This window comes from Pseudomonas sp. AC070 (genome assembly GCF_979258635.1).
This window is the reverse complement of record NZ_OZ409871.1, coordinates 843906-858956: the sequence shown is the minus strand read 5'-3', so window position 1 is coordinate 858956 and position 15051 is coordinate 843906. Positions and strand designations below refer to the sequence as shown.

The 15051-nt window shown below is 62.5% G+C and carries 12 protein-coding genes; 6 read left to right on the top strand and 6 right to left on the bottom strand.

The window, feature by feature from the left end:
* The first annotated feature begins 4 nt into the window (after nucleotides 1-4).
* Nucleotides 5-1039, top strand: coding sequence for an MBL fold metallo-hydrolase (locus tag ACZZ0Q_RS03720; RefSeq protein WP_463560291.1), 1035 nt, complete (start codon nucleotides 5-7; stop codon nucleotides 1037-1039).
* Between the two features lie 292 nt (nucleotides 1040-1331).
* Here ACZZ0Q_RS03720 and amn read toward each other — a convergent pair whose 3' ends face one another.
* From amn to ACZZ0Q_RS03700, 4 genes are all read right to left on the bottom strand, one after another.
* Nucleotides 1332-2804 (bottom strand): AMP nucleosidase, encoded by a 1473-nt coding sequence (gene amn, locus ACZZ0Q_RS03715; protein ID WP_241000574.1) that lies wholly within the window; start codon nucleotides 2802-2804, stop codon nucleotides 1332-1334.
* Nucleotides 2805-2946: 142 nt separating this feature from the next.
* A complete protein-coding gene (locus ACZZ0Q_RS03710) occupies nucleotides 2947-4614 on the bottom strand; it encodes an acyl-CoA dehydrogenase family protein (protein ID WP_463540034.1) in 1668 nt (555 codons plus the stop codon).
* Entirely contained in the window at nucleotides 4611-5252 is a 642-nt protein-coding gene (locus tag ACZZ0Q_RS03705) for a TetR/AcrR family transcriptional regulator (RefSeq protein WP_463540035.1), read from the bottom strand. The genes ACZZ0Q_RS03710 and ACZZ0Q_RS03705 overlap by 4 nt, the downstream gene beginning before the upstream one ends.
* 194 nt (nucleotides 5253-5446) lie before the next feature.
* A complete protein-coding gene (locus tag ACZZ0Q_RS03700) occupies nucleotides 5447-7864 on the bottom strand; it encodes a hybrid sensor histidine kinase/response regulator (protein WP_463540036.1) in 2418 nt (805 codons plus the stop codon).
* Nucleotides 7865-8147: 283 nt separating this feature from the next.
* Here ACZZ0Q_RS03700 and ACZZ0Q_RS03695 point away from each other — a divergent pair, with 283 nt between their 5' ends.
* The 5 genes from ACZZ0Q_RS03695 to ACZZ0Q_RS03675 all read left to right on the top strand — a co-directional run bounded on the left by ACZZ0Q_RS03695 (nucleotide 8148) and on the right by ACZZ0Q_RS03675 (nucleotide 12217).
* Nucleotides 8148-8945, top strand: a complete 798-nt coding sequence (locus ACZZ0Q_RS03695; RefSeq protein ID WP_463540037.1) for a hydroxymethylpyrimidine/phosphomethylpyrimidine kinase — start codon at nucleotides 8148-8150, stop codon at nucleotides 8943-8945.
* Nucleotides 8942-9568, top strand: a complete 627-nt coding sequence (thiE, locus tag ACZZ0Q_RS03690) for a thiamine phosphate synthase (RefSeq protein WP_463540038.1) — start codon at nucleotides 8942-8944, stop codon at nucleotides 9566-9568. Before ACZZ0Q_RS03695 ends, thiE begins: the two co-directional genes overlap by 4 nt.
* Nucleotides 9569-9638: 70 nt before the next feature.
* Nucleotides 9639-10928, top strand: coding sequence for a glutamate-1-semialdehyde 2,1-aminomutase (hemL, locus tag ACZZ0Q_RS03685; protein WP_463540039.1), 1290 nt, complete (start codon nucleotides 9639-9641; stop codon nucleotides 10926-10928).
* Nucleotides 10928-11578, top strand: a complete 651-nt coding sequence (locus ACZZ0Q_RS03680) for a DUF6962 family protein (protein ID WP_463540040.1) — start codon at nucleotides 10928-10930, stop codon at nucleotides 11576-11578. Before hemL ends, ACZZ0Q_RS03680 begins: the two co-directional genes overlap by 1 nt.
* Nucleotides 11579-11668: 90 nt before the next feature.
* Nucleotides 11669-12217, top strand: a complete 549-nt coding sequence (locus ACZZ0Q_RS03675; protein ID WP_122494486.1) for a tetratricopeptide repeat protein — start codon at nucleotides 11669-11671, stop codon at nucleotides 12215-12217.
* Between the two features lie 110 nt (nucleotides 12218-12327).
* On the opposite strand, the gene hemE is transcribed toward ACZZ0Q_RS03675, so the two are convergent.
* Together hemE and ACZZ0Q_RS03665 are read right to left on the bottom strand one after the other, a co-directional pair.
* On the bottom strand, nucleotides 12328-13395 hold the full coding sequence (gene hemE / locus ACZZ0Q_RS03670; protein WP_463540041.1) for a uroporphyrinogen decarboxylase: 1068 nt from the start codon (nucleotides 13393-13395) through the stop codon (nucleotides 12328-12330).
* A gap of 231 nt (nucleotides 13396-13626) precedes the next feature.
* The gene (locus ACZZ0Q_RS03665) at nucleotides 13627-15045 is read right to left on the bottom strand and encodes an FAD-dependent oxidoreductase (RefSeq protein ID WP_463560290.1); all 1419 of its coding nucleotides are present in this window, start codon (nucleotides 15043-15045) and stop codon (nucleotides 13627-13629) included.
* Nucleotides 15046-15051: the final 6 nt, after the last annotated feature.

Below are 15051 nucleotides of genomic sequence, written 5' to 3'. Positions count from 1 at the left end.
GTCGATGCCACGTAACCTTCGCCCGACCTGGTTACTGAGCCTGCTGACCCTGGCCGGCTGTAACAACTCCGCCTACCAAGGCCCCGCCAGCGACCACTTCGATGGCGAGCGCTTCCGCAACATTCAACCCACCCCGGAAAAAAGCCTGCGCGACCTGCTCAAGTGGCAGCTCAACCGCGAGCGCACCGACGCCTGGGTCAGCCAACCGGCGGCAAAAACACCGCCCGTCCTGGCGCAGCGGGTGATGGGCGATGCGCTTCAAGCCACTTACATCAACCACGCCACCGTGCTGTTGCAGCATCAGGGCCTGAACATTCTCACGGACCCGGTGTGGTCCGAGCGGGTCAGCCCGTTCACGTTTATTGGCCCGAAACGCTTCCAGCAACCAGGGCTGAGCATCGAGCAGTTACCGCCGATTGACCTGATTCTCGTCAGCCACAATCACTACGACCACCTTGACCTCGAAAGCCTGCGCAAACTGGCGCTGCGCTTTCCGACGGCCAAAGTAGTCACGGGCCTGGGCAACGGCGCGCTGATCAAGCAGACCGGCTTTACCGATGTGGCAGAGATTGATTGGTGGCAGGAGTTGGCCATCAGCCCGACCCTGAGCGTGCATGGCGTGCCGGTGCAGCATTGGTCGTCACGCACCCGCAGCGACACCAACCACACGCTGTGGCTGGGCTTTGTGCTGCAAGCGCCGAGCGGCCCGCTGCTGTTCCCCGGCGACACGGGGTTGGGACCGGAATTCAAACTGATCAACGAACGCTTCGGGCCGATGCGCTTCGCGCTGTTGCCGATCGGCGCCTACGCGCCACGCTGGTTTATGCGCGACCATCACATGAACCCCGACGACGCCGTGCAGGCGCATCGGCAATTGCAGGCCAAAAACAGCATGGCCATTCACTTCGGCACCTTCCGGCTTACCGACGAAGGGCAGTTCGCCCCGCCGGCGGATTTGGCGGCGGCGTTGCAAGAACAGGAGGTGGACCCGCAGAGCTTTCGGGTGCCGCAGCCGGGGGATTCGTGGGCGATTCCTTGAGCATGCCCTCGGTCGCGGACGCCTTGAGGCGGTGATCTCAACAGCATCGCGGCTAAAGCCGCTCCCACAGGGTCGGTATTTAGGTTGTGGGTTCCCTTTGACATTCTGGATTCCCGCCTTCGCGGGAATGACGGCGTTTGCTGTGTTGTCCTCTAAACGGGGCGGCCGATTTTGCCCCCAATCGAAACCTGTGGGAGCGGCTTTAGCCGCGATGCTCTTTTTCCAAAAGCATCGCAGCTAATCGGAACGCCGCCCAGCCCCACCCACAGGGTTAACGACGAAATTTCCCGCCTTATCTAAACGGCGGCTCGTCGAAGCTGCGCAATTTGCGTGAGTGCAGTGAGTCGAGCTGGGTGCGCATCAGGTCGAGAGCGGCGATGCCGATGTGCAGGTGTTGGTTCACCGCGCGCTCGTAGAACGCGCCCGCCGCGCCCGGCAGTTTGATTTCGCTGTGCAGCGGTTTGTCCGATACGCACAACAACGTGCCGTACGGCACCCGCAGCCGGTAGCCCTGGGCGGCGATGGTGCCGCTTTCCATGTCCACGGCAATGGCGCGAGCCAGGTTGATCAGCGGCCGTTCCTGAGCCCAGCGCAGTTCCCAGTTGCGGTCGTCGTAGGTCAATACCGTGCCGGTGCGCAAGCGCCGTTTCAGCGCTTCGCCTTTCTCGCCGGTCACGGCAGCCGCGGCTTCCTGCAACGCCAGCTGCACTTCGGCCAGGGCCGGAATCGGCACGTGCGGCGGCACCACGCGGTCCAGAATGCCGTCGCGGCGCATATAGGCGTGGGCCAGCACGTAGTCGCCAATGGTTTGCGACTGACGCAAGCCGCCGCAGTGACCAATCATCAGCCAGCAGTGCGGACGCAGTACGGCCAGGTGGTCGGTGATGTTTTTTGCGTTCGAAGGGCCAACGCCGATGTTTACCAGCGTCACGCCATGGCCATCCGCAGCGATCAGGTGATACGCCGGCATCTGATAACGGTGCCAAACCACGGCATCGGCGACCGCTTGCGCGTCTTCTTCAGACGTACCGCGCTCGATGATCACGTTGCCCGGCAAGACCATTCGTACAAAGCGCGGGTCATCACGCAGTTGCGCCAGGCCGTGGCGAATGAATTGGTCAACGTAGCGGTGGTAGTTGGTCAGCAAAATCCAGGGCTGCACGTGGCGCCAGTCGCTGCCGGTGTAATGCACCAGACGGCGCAGCGAGAAGTCCACTCGCGCCGCATCAAACAGTGCCAGCGGCAACGGGTCGATGTTTTGCCAGTCGTACAGGCCGTCGGCGATACCGTCGGTGGCGGCTGACAGATCGGTGCTTGGGAACACGCGCGACAATTCCGCTGCGGTCACGCCCGAACCGGCCAGCTCATCGCCGCCTTCCACCACGTAGGGATACGGAATGTCCTGTTGGCTCACGCCGACTTCCACCTGCACGGTGAAGTCGTTCATCAATGGGCGCAGTTGTTCGAGCAGGTACTTACGAAACGCCGCCGGGTGGGTGACGGTCACGCTGTAAGTGCCAGGCACCTGCACTTTGGCGTAGGCGCGCACGGTGGTTGGCACTTCGCCTTGGCACAGGTAGGTCAGCCGCAGTTCGGGGTAGCGGAACAGACCACGCTGGCTCGGGTCCGGTTTGACCCGGTCTTTGAGGTACGCCTTGAGCGCTTGGCTAAGGCCATCAACGGCCCGTTGGTGCAACTCGGCCAAGCGTTCTACGGCGTCTTCGGGGGTGTGGGCGATTACAAAACTGTCGGTGTTGCTGGTCACGATCGGCCTTCCTGTCTGGACTCGCATGCGGCCTATCTTGCCTGCATCGTTCGCAAAAGGCATGACTGCGGGGAAGGCTTAAGCCGCGATTCCTGGAAAAGGCAATCGAGACTGAAGCCTGCCCCGCATCGATCACGTCGCATTACTCCATAACATGGGGCGTGCTGCGTGCGACCAACGCTTCCACGTCCGCACCGCGCGGCAAGGTGCCGTAAGCGCGGCCGCCCTGGCCCAGGCGACTGGCGATAAATGCGTCGGACACCACAGCATTGCCGCTTTCGAGCAACAGTTTGGCCTGCAAGCCAACGGCAACGTCTTCGGTCAGCTGGCGGGCGCGGTATTGGATGTCGGCAGTGTCGCGAAAGCCTGCCTTGAGCCCGTCGATATGCGCTTTCAGGCGCGCATCGCCGTGGCCGTCACCCAGCTCGTTGAACAACACGTCGAGCACGCCAGGCTCTTTCGACAAGGCGCGCAGCACGTCCAGGCATTGCACATTGCCGGAGCCTTCCCAGGTCGAGTTCACCGGCGCTTCGCGGTACAGGCGCGGCAAAATGCTGTCTTCCACATAACCGGCGCCGCCCATGCATTCGGCGGCTTCGTTGATCATGGCCGGCGCGCGTTTGCAGATCCAATACTTGCCTACGGCCGTTACCAGGCGGGCGAATTTGTCTTCGCCTTCGTCATGGGCGTTATCCAGCGCTTTGGCCATGCGCAGGCTCAGGGCGATAGCGGCTTCGCTTTCCAGGGCCAAATCGGCCAGCACGTTTTGCATCAAGGCTTGTTCGCTGAGGACGCGGCCGCCCACGGTGCGGTGCGCGCAGTGGTTGGCCGCCTGGCTCAGCGCCTGGCGCATCAAGGCGCTGGAGCCGACCATGCAATCGAAGCGGGTCATCGACACCATTTCGATAATGGTCGGCACGCCGCGCCCTTCTTCGCCCAGCATCCACGCCAGCGCGCCGCGGTATTCCACTTCGCTGGAGGCGTTGGAGCAGTTGCCGAGTTTGTTCTTCAGGCGCTGGATGTAGAACTCGTTGCGCGTGCCATCCGGGCGATGGCGCGGCAGCAGGAAGCAGCTCAAGCCTTTGTCGGTTTGCGCCAGGGTGAGGAAGGCATCGCACATCGGCGCCGAGCAAAACCATTTATGCCCGACCAGTTCGTATGCCTGACCGGGGCCGGGAACGCCGACCGGATAAGCGCGAGTGGTGTTGGCGCGCACATCGGTGCCGCCTTGTTTTTCCGTCATCGCCATGCCGATGGTAACGCCGGCCTTCTGCGCCATCGGCACGTTGCGCGGGTCGTATTGGGTGGCGAGCACTTTCGGCACCCACACCTCGGCGACGTCTGGCTGCATACGCAGCGCCGGCACGCTGGCGAAGGTCATGGTCAGCGGGCAGCCGGTGCCGGCTTCGGCCTGGCTGTGCATGTAGGTCATGGCGGCGCGGGCCACGTGGGCGCCGGCGCGTGGGTCGGTCCAGGGCAATGATGGCAGGCCGTGTTCCACCGCCGCCTTCATCAACTCGTGGTAGGCGGGATGAAACTCCACCAGGTCGATGCGGTTGCCGTAGCGGTCGTGGCTTTTGAACACCGGTTTGTTTTCGTTGGCGAGAAAACCTGCCGCCATCAGCGGGCCGCCGGCCAAGGCGCCGTAGGCATCGATGCGGTCGTGCGCCCAGGCGCCGCCGAAGTGACGCGTCCACTCCTGCAGCGGCAGGTCGGCACGGTACAGGTTGACGCCGTCGAGCGACGGCGGCTGATTGCTCACTTCGTGGGTTTCGGCAAACGCGGCGTAGCTATTAACAGCAGTGCTCATGGCAGTGACTCCTCGGCGGCAAGGGCGCGTAGACAAAAGGAAACGAGGGCGGCGCTGACGTCCGCCAGTTGCAGAGCAGGCTCGCCCGCTTCGCGAGCGGCGCGGGCTTGGGGTGATAACGGGCCGACCAATGCTTCACTGATAGCGCCCACCAGGCAGGCAGCGCTGACCGCCACCGACGAGGTTCGAAACGCGCCAGTGGCCACGCCCTGTTCGATAACGGTGCTGAGTTGGGCGGCGTACGCTTCGCGGAACTCAAGGCGGCGTTCATCCACTTCCGGGTCCACGGGTTCGGCGATCAGGGCGAATGCCAGTTGACGGCTTTGCCAGGCGCGGGCGGCGAATTGCTCAAGGGCGCCGGCCAGGCGTTTGGGTTCGCTGCCCGGCAGTTGCAGCGCGCTGGCCATGGCGTCGACTTCTCGCTGGCTGGCCCGGGCAAATACCTCGGCGGACAGCTCGCCTTTACCGCGAAAGTGCCGGTACAGGCTGCCCGTGGCGATGCCCACGCGCTCGGCGAGGCTTTGCATGGTCAATGCGGCAAAACCACCCTCCACGACCAGCAACAACGCGCAGTCAAGAATGCGCTCGCGTTGCTCTTGGTCGCGGTCGATGCGGGCGGCGCTGTGTCGGTAAGCCATAGTCTGAATCCTGATTCATTTGGCGCTAGTGAATCAGGATTCAGAGTTTGGAAGAAGGGGCATTCTGGCCAAAAGAAAGAGGTCAACGAGTGGCGCTGTAGGAGCGGCTGGGCGGCATTCCGATTAGCCGCGATGCTTTTGATGCGTCGGCACCAATCGCGGCTAAAGCCGCCCCCACAGGATCAGAGTCGCGCTTAAGAAATTCTCGCCGGCGCTGGCGGCTCCAGGCTTAGCAGCCAGTCATGCAGCAACGCTTGCAGCTGTTCAAACTTCACCGGCTTGGCCAGGTAGTCGCTCATGCCGGCGGCCAAACAGCGCTCGCGGTCGCCGCTGTGGCTGTGGGCGGTGATGGCCAGCACTGGCAACTCGGCGCAGTTGGACATCGCACGCAAGGCACGGCAGGTGGCAAAGCCGTCCATGACTGGCATCTGGCAGTCGAGCAACACGGCGTCTACCGGCTCTCGGCGCAGCAGCTCAAGGGCATCGCTGCCGTTGTCGGCGCAGCGCACGCGGTAGCCGAGTTTCAGCAACATGCCGCGCATCACCAGTTGGTTGATGCCGTTGTCTTCCACCACCAACACCGTGCACTCCTCCGGCCGGCGCAGGGCCTGGCCGCCGCTGCGGCGCGCGGCCTCACGAGACGGCGTGCTAGCCAGGTGGTTGCCGCTGTTGGAAAGGAACAACGGCACGGTGAGTTCGAAGTGGCTGCCCTCGCCCACTTCCGAGGTGTGGCTCAAACCGCCGCCCATCAGGCCGACCAGCTTGCGGCAAATCGCCAGGCCCACGCCCAGGCCGCCGTATTCGCGGGTCATGGAACCGTCGAGCTGGTGGAAGCGTTGGTACAGCGAGCCGTCTTTCGGCGTGCTGAACCCGATGCCGCTGTCGATGACGCCGACCTTCAGCACCAACCCTTCGCGCCCCCGCTCCACCGCCGCCACGCGCAATGTCACGGCGCCGCCCGGGGTGAATTTGATCGCGTTGTCGAGCAGGTAACCGATGCATTGGCTGAGCTTGCTGGCGTCGCCTTCCAAGGTGTCGGGCAGGCTTTCGTCCATTTCCAGGGTGAAGCCCAGCCCTTTCTCTTCGGCACGTGGGGCGAACTGGCTGCGCAGCCCGCCAAACAGGCCGCGCAGGCTGAACGGCTCGCGCCATGGGTACAGCTTGCCGGCCTGTAGTTCGGTGAGGGTGAGGATGTCGCTGACCATGCGCATCATGTCGCGCGCCGAGGCGCTGGCGGTTTTTTGGTACTGCTCCAGCTCGACGTCCATGGGCACGGTTTGCATCAGCTCCAGTGAACCGATCACACCGTTCATGGGGGTGCGTAATTCATGGGTGACGGTGGCCAGGAATTCGTCTTTCAGGCGGTTGCTGTTGGCGAGTTCAAGGTTGAGGGTTTCCAGTTTGCGGCCCGAGTCATACAGAATTCGCGCACGCTCTTCTTTCATGGAATTGATGCGGTCGGCCAAGGCCAGCGACAGCAAACCGACCTCAATCGCCGAGCCGATCTGGCTGGCGTACATGGTGAGGAATACGTTGGGCAGATAGCCAAGCACCATCAAGGTGTTAATCACGCCGCCAATCAGGAACGTGGTCCAGGCAAAAATGAAATAGCGCGCCACGCGCATGCCGCGACGCCAGGCGATAAGCCCAGCGGAAAACACCACCACCGTGAACAGCAGCGCCAAGTAAGTGGCCAAGCGTAGCGACACGCTGTAACTGACCGTGAGCGCCAACACCATCACCAGCGCGCCAACGGCCATAAGCGCCAGCAACGTGCGGTCCACCCACGGACTGTGCTCGGCGGTATGCAAAAAGGTGCGCGCGAACTGACAGCCGAACAGCGTCGCCGAGCCGATCAGGAACGGCGTGGAGGCGTTGGCCCACCAGGGGTTGTCGGGCCAGAAGTATTCGATGCCGGCGCCGTTGACCGACACCTGGTACAGCCCGAACGAGGCGATATAGAGGATGTAGTAGAGGTAGCTCGGGTCGCGCACGCTGAGGAAGATGAACAGGTTGTAAATCAGCATGCCAAGCAGCACGCCATAGATGATGCCGAGCAGGTAGATGCGTCCGGGCATTTGTTCCATGTACACCTTGGGCGACCACAGGTTCAGCGGCGCCTGGATCGAGCCCTGGCTTTGGATGCGCAGGTACACGCGTTGCGGCTGATACGGCTGCAAGTTGATTTCGAACAGGTAGTTGTTCTGCTTGATCTGCCGGCTGTCGAACGGCAATGCATCGCCGGTGCGCTCGGCTAGCTGAAAGCCGCCGCGGCCATCGGGCAAATACAGGTCGAGATGATCGAGCGGCGGATACGCCAATTCCAGCAGCCAGGGTTGCTGGCCGAGCAGCGCTTGCGGGCGGTAGGCGAGGTCGATACGCAGCCAGAACACCGAGTGCGAGTAACCGGCGTTGAGCACCGGTTTGTCGTGGCGGCGGAAGTTGGCTTGCAGTGCCGGCGAGGTGATGTCGTTGATGGTGGCGTCGCCGCGCACATCTTCGAACACGTCCATTTCCTGACCGAGCACAAGCTGAGTGGTGTACTCGTCGAATTCGACCGCGTGGGCCAGGTTCGCCAGTAAGCACAGAACAAGTAGAAGACCGTAGCGCATGCTGCCCCGCAAAGGCCTGGCGGTTGACGTCGGAGCCCCATCTCCGTAACTGACGTCACCCGCCGACCTGATTTATTCAAAAATGGGGGTCACTCTAGCATAGCCGCCTTACGCTGAAAGCCGCCCCCAGCAAGGCATCGCGAGTGCCATCAGCGATACTGGCCACCCGTTTCAGTGGAAAAGCGTGGTGCCCCATTCGTTGCCTGTGTCATCTCAATACTCACCCTGTGAACAGAGCGCCCGCCTGGGGCAAAAAAGGTGAAAAGTGATAAGCTCGCGCACCATGACTACCTATACCTCCCGCCCCGTTGTTCTCTGCCTTTCCGGTCACGACCCGAGTGGCGGCGCCGGCCTTCAGGCCGATATCGAAGCCCTGCTTGCGCAAGGCTGCCACGCCGCTCCGGCGGTAACCGCGTTGACCGTGCAAGACACCGTTAACGTCAGCGACTTCCGCGTGCTTGACCGCGAATGGGTGCTGGCCCAGGCCGATGCGGTGATCGCCGACATGCCGGTCGCCGCCGTCAAACTGGGCATGCTCGGCTCGGTGCAGATGGTCGAAACCGTGCTGGAAATCATGCAGAAATTACCCGGCGTTCCCCTGGTTTGCGACCCCGTGCTGCGAGCCGGTGGCGGCGGCGCATTGGGCAAGGATGAAGTGGGCTTCGCGATGCGCGAGCGCTTACTGCCGGTGGCCACCATCGCCACGCCCAACCTGCCCGAAGCGCGCATTCTCGCCGAACTGCCAGAAGGCACGGCCGATGAATGCGCGGCCAAACTTCTGCCGTTCTGCCAGCACCTGCTGATCACCGGCGGCCATGGCGACGAAGCGCAAATACACAACCGTCTTTACAGCCGTGACGGCAGCCAGCACACCTTCACCTGTGAACGTCTACCGGGCAGTTATCACGGCTCGGGCTGCACCTTGGCCAGCACCCTCGCCGGTCGACTTGCCCAAGGCGAACAACTGGTCAGCGCGGTGCAGTCGGCGCTGGCCTATACCTGGCGCACCTTGCGCGATGCCGAGCAGTTGGGCCGTGGCCAGTACGTGCCGCGCCGCTTGCCGCTGGACTTCAACTCGTGACGCTGCGCGGCCTGTACGCCATCACCGACAGCCAGTTACTGGCCGGTGGCAAGCTGCTGCCATATGTGGAAGCCGCCCTCGACGGTGGCGCCACGCTGCTGCAATACCGCGACAAAAGCAGCGACGAAGCCCGACGCCTGCGCGAAGCCCAAGCGCTGAAAAACCTCTGCGAGCGGTATGGCGCCAGTCTGCTAATTAATGACGATGCCGAGCTGGCTGCCCGTTTGGGCGTTGGCGTGCACCTGGGCCAGGGCGACGGTTCGCTGTCCGCCGCTCGCGCACTGCTGGGTCGTAAAGCCATCATTGGCGGTACTTGCCTGGCGCAGCTTGAGCTGGCCCAGCAGGCTGCCCGCGAAGGTGCCAGTTACGTGGCTTTCGGCCGCTTCTTCAACTCACAGACCAAGCCGGGCGCCCCGGCTGCCACCCTCGAGTTGGTGCAGCAAGCGCGCGCCAGCGTGCAGTTGCCCCTCTGCGCCATTGGCGGCATCGACCTGGAAAATGCCGCACCTCTGGTGGCGGGCGGGGTCAGTTTGTTAGCCGTCATTCACGCCCTGTTCAGCGCCGACAGCGCTCAGGAAGTGAACCGCCGCGCCCGCGCCTTCAGCGCCCTGTTTCAGTCTTAACCGCCGAATTCCCCGAGCGCCGGCAGGTCTGCCTGGCCGCCGCCAACTGTTTAGTTAAAGGAGTCTGCCCATGACCCAGTCCCGTTCCGAAGCCCTGTTCGCCAGCGCGCAAAAACACATTCCCGGCGGCGTTAACTCGCCCGTGCGCGCATTTCGCAGCGTCGGCGGCACGCCGTTGTTCTTCAAGCATGCGGCCGGCGCCTATGTGATGGATGAAGACAACAAGCAGTACGTTGACTACGTGGGCTCGTGGGGCCCGATGATTCTCGGCCACAGCCACCCGGACGTGCTGGAGGCGGTACGCAAGCAGTTGGAACATGGGTTGTCCTATGGCGCGCCGACCGCCATGGAAACCGAAATGGCCGAGCTGGTGTGCTCTATCGTGCCGTCGATGGAAATGGTGCGTATGGTCAGCTCCGGCACCGAAGCGACCATGAGCGCCATCCGCCTGGCCCGTGGTTTTACCGGCCGCGACAGCATCATCAAATTCGAAGGCTGCTACCACGGTCACTCCGACAGCCTGCTGGTGAAAGCCGGCTCTGGCGCCCTGACTCAAGGCGTACCCAGTTCGGCGGGCGTACCGGCGGCCTTCGCCAAACACACGCTGACCCTACCGTTCAACGACATCGCCGCCGTCGAGCAAATGCTCAGCGAAGTGGGCAAAGACGTGGCGTGCATCATCGTCGAGCCTGTGGCCGGCAACATGAACTGCGTGCCGCCCGCGCCGGGCTTTCTTGAAGGCCTGCGCGAGCAGTGCGACAAACATGGCGTGGTGCTGATTTTTGACGAAGTGATGACCGGCTTTCGTGTCGCCCTCGGCGGTGCCCAGGCGCATTACGGCGTAACGCCGGATCTGTCCACGTTCGGCAAAATCATCGGCGGCGGCATGCCGGTGGGCTGCTTCGGCGGCAAGCGCGAAATCATGCAGCAGATCGCCCCGCTCGGCCCGGTGTACCAAGCCGGCACCTTGTCGGGTAACCCGCTGGCGATGGCAGCCGGTTTGACCACGCTGAACCTGATTCGCCGTCCGGGGTTCCACGACGAACTCACCGCCTACACCAGCCGCATGCTCGATGGTCTGCAACAACGCGCCGATGCGGCCGGTGTGCCGTTCGTAACGACGCAGGCGGGTGGCATGTTTGGCCTGTACTTCAGCGGCGCTGACGACATCGTCACCTTTGAGGACGTGATGGGCAGCGATTCCGAGCGCTTCAAGAAATTTTTCCACCTGATGCTGGAAGGCGGCGTGTACCTGGCGCCAAGCGCGTTCGAAGCCGGCTTTACTTCCATTGCCCATGGCGACAAAGAGCTGCAAATTACCCTCGACGCCGCCGAGCGCGCCTTCGCGGCCCTGCGCTGATGCAATACAGCACCGCCGCGTCCGATGCGTTGTTGGCCCTGGCCTGTTTGGCCAGCGTGCTGGGCATCTGGCGCAGCCGGCGCTGGGGCGAGAAACCGTTGCGCGCCACCTGGCTGGCGGTGATCGCGGCCTTGCTGGTGACCGGCGTCACAGCGGCAGTGGGCGTCCTGCATTTCGGCGTGAACGAAAGCTGGCAACCCTTGCACGCCAGACTCAGCCAGGCGAGCAGCCTGCTCGCCTTACCGGCCCTGGGCGTTGCGGCGCTGATGCTGGTGCGCGGCTGGCATTGGCAGCGGTTGGGTTGGTGCTGGGTGATCATCGGCCTCAGCGTTTTGTTCGAAGGTGCCAAGCGCTGGGGATTGCTCGGTAGCTACACACTTTTACTCAACCTGGCCACGTTGCTGATGCTGCTTTACGCGGGCGTTACGCAAGGCGGTAAAGCGCTGCCAGCAGCGGCGGTTGCGGTGACGCTGTTTATCGTCGCGGGACTGGTGGTCGGCACTCAGGGAAACTTCGGGCCGCTTCTGCGGGTCGATTTGTTTCATGGGCTGCTTAGCGTTGCGTATCCGCTGTTGGCCTGGTTGCTGCTGCACCTGCACAGCCGCCAGGGTGTGACAGAGAGGACACAAAAGTCGGTAAACACTTTGTAACGGGCGCCCGGCTTATTCCATAATGCGCGGGCCGTCGCGTTCCGTCGGCCGGGCCTGGCCCGCACTGTTTGATGAGGCGTGTTGATTGTTATGAATTGCATCGGCCGCACCCTGTCCCTGGGCTGCCTGTTGCTTTTGCTGCCACTGGTTGCATCGGCGGGCGGTAACTCCTTGCTGATTCCGGCCGCTGGCCGCTGTTCGCTCAACACCCTTCCCGAAGACCAGGCAGAAGCCCTGGCCTCTTGCCAACAAGCTGCGCAAAGCGGCGACCCCGAAGCCCAATACGAACTTGGCGAGTATTACTACGACGGCCAACGCACGCCGCGTGACTTACCCCAGGCGTTGACCCTGTTCGAACAAGCGTCGCTGCAAGGGCACGCCCAGAGCCAATATCGGCTGGGGATGATGTTCTTTCGCGGCGAAGGCGTGCCGGCCAACAATGTGCAGGCCTACATCGTGCTGAAGATGGCGGCGGTGAACGGCGCCGAAGATGCGTTGGATACGGCCGACCAGGTCGCCGCGCAAATGCCCCGCGAGCAGTTGGAAATTGCCACGCAGGTGCTGGGGCAGATTTTTCGTAATTACTTGATTGAGTTGCAAACGGCGGACGGTGGTTCGCCGTTTGCGCCGCTCCCTTAAAAGCATCGCGGCTGAAGCCGCTCCCACAGGGAGTTGAGCTTGGAGGCCGTCGAGTCATCCAGCAACAAGAAGGGCGCCATTTGGCGCCCTCTTTCCTTTAGCCCATCACCTTACTGGTGATACGGCGCCGACAGCTCATGCACCGCTTCCAGGAATGCACCGGCATGGGCCGGGTTCACTTCCGGCGTGATGCCGTGACCGAGGTTGAACACGTGGCCGCTGCCCTTGCCGTAGCTGGCCAGAATGCGCGCCACTTCGTTGCGAATGGCCGCGGGCTGGGCGTAGAGCACGGTGGGGTCCATGTTGCCTTGCAGCGAGACCTGCTGACCCACGCGACGGCGGGCTTCGCCGATGTCGCACGTCCAATCCAGGCCCAGCGTGTCGGCACCGGCGTCGGCGAGCGACTCCAGCCACAGGCCGCCGTTCTTGGTGAACAGAATCACCGGAATCTTGCGGCCCTCGTGCTCGCGGATCAGACCGGCGACGATCTTCTTCATATACGCCAGCGAGAATTCCAGATACGCCGCCGACGACAAGTTGCCGCCCCAGGTATCGAAAATCTGCACTGCTTGCGCGCCGGCACGGATCTGGCCGTTGAGGTACAGAGTCACCGATTGGGCCAGCTTGTCGAGCAGCAGGTGCATGGCCCGCGGATTGTCGTAAAGCATGGCTTTGGATTTGCGGAAGTCCTTGGAGGAGCCGCCTTCGACCATGTAGGTCGCCAGCGTCCACGGGCTGCCAGAGAAACCAATCAACGGCACGCGGCCATTGAGAGCGCCGCGAATGGTGCGCACAGCGTCCATCACATAGCCGAGGTCTTTTTCCGGATCGGGAATTAGCAGGGCTTCGACGTCGGCCAGGCTGCTGATCACCTTCTTGAAACGCGGGCCTTCGCCGGTTTCGAAGTACAGGCCTTGGCCCATGGCGTCGGGAATGGTGAGGATGTCGGAGAACAGAATGGCCGCATCCAGTTGTGGATAGCGGTCGAGCGGTTGCAGGGTCACTTCACAGGCGAATTGCGGGTTCTGCATCAACCCCATGAAATCGCCCGCCTTGGCGCGGCTGGCGCGGTACTCCGGCAAGTAACGACCGGCCTGGCGCATCATCCACACCGGGGTGACATCGACAGGCTGTTTCAACAAGGCACGTAGGAAGCGGTCGTTCTTCAGGGTGGTCATGTCATTTCCTGAGAAAAAGTAGGCAGCAAAAAAGTGCCGGCATTTTCGCAGAGCGCACAGCAAAAGGCACGGCGGGTGCCGTGCCTTTTGTCTATGGAGTCAATTTGTCGCTGGTGTGAAGCCTGAAACCAACTGTAGGAGCGACCGGGCGGCGATCCGCTTCAGCCGCGATGCTTGGGATTTCTAGAGCATCGCGGCTAAAGCCGCTCCCACACGAGGTGAAGTCGGGGATTAAACCTCGAGGTAGTCGAGGATCCCTTCCGCCGCCTGGCGACCTTCGAAAATCGCCGTCACGACCAAGTCCGAACCGCGCACCATGTCGCCACCCGCGAAAATCTTCGGATTGCTGGTCTGGTGTTTGAACCTGGACTGCTCCGGCGCGATCACGCGGCCCTGACTGTCGGTTTGAATGCTGAACTGCTCGAACCACGGCGCCGGGCTTGGACGGAAGCCGAAGGCGATCAGCACGGCTTCCGCCGGGATGATTTCCTCGGAGCCTGGAATCGGCTCGGGGCTGCGACGGCCACGGGCGTCCGGCTCGCCGAGACGGGTCTCAACCACCTTCACGCCTTCAACTTTGTCTTCACCGACAATGGCGATTGGCTGGCGGTTGTAAAGGAACTTCACGCCTTCTTCCTTGGCGTTCTTCACCTCTTTGCGCGAGCCGGGCATGTTCTCTTCGTCACGACGGTAAGCGCAGGTAACCGATTTGGCGCCTTGGCGAATGGAGGTGCGGTTGCAGTCCATCGCCGTGTCGCCGCCGCCGAGTACGACGATGCGCTTGCCCTTCATGTTGATGAAGTCTTCCGGCGCCTTCTCGAAACCGAGGTTGCGGTTGACGTTGGCGATCAGAAAATCCAGCGCGTCGTGCACACCCGGCAGGTCTTCACCGGGAAAGCCGCCTTTCATGTAGGTGTAAGTACCCATGCCCATGAACACGGCATCGTATTCATCGAGCAGCTGGTCAACGGTGACGTCTTTGCCCACTTCGGTGTTCAGGCGGAACTCGATACCCATGCCGGTGAACACTTCACGACGGCGGGTCAGTACGCTTTTTTCCAACTTGAACTCGGGGATGCCGAAGGTCAGCAGACCACCGATTTCCGGGTTCTTGTCGAATACCACCGGCGATACACCATTGCGTACCAGCACGTCGGCACAGCCCAGGCCAGCAGGACCGGCGCCGATAATGGCGACGCGTTTGCCGGTCGGTACGACTTTGGACATGTCCGGACGCCAGCCCATGGCGAACGCGGTGTCGGTGATGTACTTCTCCACCGAACCAATGGTCACGGCGCCGAAACCGTCATTAAGGGTGCAAGCCCCTTCGCACAGACGGTCTTGCGGGCACACGCGGCCGCACACTTCCGGCAGGGTGTTGGTTTGATGCGACAGTTCAGCGGCGGCCAGAATATTGCCTTCCGATACCAGCTTCAGCCAGTTCGGAATGAAGTTGTGCACGGGGCACTTCCACTCGCAATACGGGTTACCGCAGCCCAGGCAACGATGCGACTGGTCAGCGGCGTGGGCCGGTTTGAAGGGCTCGTAGATCTCGACGAATTCCTTCTTGCGCTGGCGCAAGAGCTTCTTCTTCGGATCTTTGCGCCCGACATCGAGGAACTGGAAGTCGTTGTTCAGACGTTCAGTCATTGTAAA

Bases quoted from the DNA above. Each gene is read 5' to 3' on its own strand.
- ACZZ0Q_RS03675 (WP_122494486.1), top strand. From the start codon at position 11,669: ATGAATTGCATCGGCCGCACCCTGTCCCTGGGCTGCCTGTTGCTTTTG.
- ACZZ0Q_RS03665 (WP_463560290.1), bottom strand. From the start codon at position 15,045: ATGACTGAACGTCTGAACAACGACTTCCAGTTCCTCGATGTCGGGCGC.
- ACZZ0Q_RS03720 (WP_463560291.1), top strand. From the start codon at position 5: ATGCCACGTAACCTTCGCCCGACCTGGTTACTGAGCCTGCTGACCCTG.
- hemE (WP_463540041.1), bottom strand. From the start codon at position 13,395: ATGACCACCCTGAAGAACGACCGCTTCCTACGTGCCTTGTTGAAACAG.
- ACZZ0Q_RS03680 (WP_463540040.1), top strand. From the start codon at position 10,928: ATGCAATACAGCACCGCCGCGTCCGATGCGTTGTTGGCCCTGGCCTGT.
- ACZZ0Q_RS03710 (WP_463540034.1), bottom strand. From the start codon at position 4,614: ATGAGCACTGCTGTTAATAGCTACGCCGCGTTTGCCGAAACCCACGAA.
- hemL (WP_463540039.1), top strand. From the start codon at position 9,639: ATGACCCAGTCCCGTTCCGAAGCCCTGTTCGCCAGCGCGCAAAAACAC.
- ACZZ0Q_RS03695 (WP_463540037.1), top strand. From the start codon at position 8,148: ATGACTACCTATACCTCCCGCCCCGTTGTTCTCTGCCTTTCCGGTCAC.
- ACZZ0Q_RS03700 (WP_463540036.1), bottom strand. From the start codon at position 7,864: ATGCGCTACGGTCTTCTACTTGTTCTGTGCTTACTGGCGAACCTGGCC.
- ACZZ0Q_RS03705 (WP_463540035.1), bottom strand. From the start codon at position 5,252: ATGGCTTACCGACACAGCGCCGCCCGCATCGACCGCGACCAAGAGCAA.